The sequence below is a fragment of the Allobosea sp. 05T433 genome (genome assembly GCF_056396065.1).
The window spans coordinates 1-1,481 of sequence record NZ_JBFTKS010000099.1; the positions used below are offsets into that span (position 1 = coordinate 1).

At 63.3% G+C, this 1,481-nt stretch carries 1 protein-coding gene; it reads left to right on the forward strand.

Features of this window, described 5'->3' with window-relative positions:
- Positions 1-62: 62 nt before the first annotated feature.
- Positions 63-1,481, forward strand: a 1,419-nt coding sequence (locus tag AC1DGP_RS35175) for an IS1182 family transposase (protein WP_476833287.1), incomplete at its 3' end; no start/stop codon positions are given.

The window sequence follows — 1,481 nt, forward strand, 5'->3', positions numbered from 1 at the left end:
GAGGCTGTGTGAAAAGAGCCGAGTCGGCTAGGATTCCTGGAGGTGATGCTCCGGGAGCTTAGATGAAGCGCTTCGTTGAGAGTGAAGACCGTCGGCAGGGTGTCCTGCTTCCCGAGTATCTTGACGACTACGTGTCGGAGAACAATCCGGTTCGGGTGATCGACGTCTTCGTTGATGAATTGGACCTGGGCCAACTGGGTTTTGAAGGCGTGGTTCCCGAGGCGACGGGCCGTCCGAGCTACCATCCGGGCGTGCTGCTAAAGATCTACGTCTACGGCTACATCAACCAGGTGCAATCGAGCCGTCGGTTGGAGCGCGAGGCGCAGCGCAACATCGAGCTGATGTGGCTGACGGGACGGCTGGCGCCGGACTTCAAGACCATCGCCGACTTCAGGAAGGACAACGGCTCGGCGATCCGGGCGGCTTGCCGGCAGTTCATCACTTTGTGTCGCCGGCTGGATCTCTTCACCCACGCGATCGTGGCCATCGACGGCAGCAAGTTCAAGGCGGTGAACACGCGCGACAAGAACTTTACGCGYGCCTCGATCCAGCGTCGGATGGAGCAGGTGGAGGCCAGCMTCGAGCGTTACATGTCGGCGCTGGAGACGGCCGATCGACATGATGGCGAACTGGYCCAGGCCAAGACGGTGCGGTTGAAAGACAAGATCGCCGCCCTCAAGGAGCAGATGAAAGCCTTCAAGGCCCTGGAGGCTGAGGTGCATGCCGCGCCGGACCAGCAGATATCTCTGACCGATCCGGATGCGCGGGCGATGGCCACCAACGGCAAGGGCACGGGGATGGTCGGCTACAACGTGCAGACGGCGGTGGACATCACTCACCACCTGATCGTCGCGCACGAGGTCACCAACAYCGGCCACGACCGCGGTCAACTCTCGGGMATGGCCGGCCAAGCCAAGGCCGAAATGGGCGTCGAAACGCTCGAYGTGCTGGCCGATCGCGGCTACTTCGCCGGCGAGGAGATCCTGGCCTGCGAGGCTATCGGCGTGACGCCCCTCATGCCCAAGCCCCTGACTTCCGGCGCCAAGGCCGACGGCCGGTTCGGCAAGCAGGACTTCGCCTACCTGCCCGAGCAGGACGTCTACCGCTGCCCATCGGGGGCGCTGCTGCCCCGCCACATGACGACGGTGGAGAAGGGCCTGACCCTGCATCGCTACTGGGACCGCGCCAGCTGTCAGAGCTGCCGCTTAAAGCCCCAGTGCACACCGAGCGTCGAGCGACGGRTCACCCGCTGGGAGCATGAGGCGGTGATCGAGGCCATGCAGGAACGGCTGGATCGCGCGCCCAAGAGCATGCGCATCCGCCGAGCCACCGTCGAACACCCCTTCGGAACCTTAAAGGCCTGGATGGGAGCGACCCACTTCAAGACCAAGTCCCTCAAAAACGTCAGTACGGAGATGAGCCTCCACGTCCTGGCCTACAATCTGAAGAGAGTGATCGCCATCCTTGGCGCTGGGCCGCTC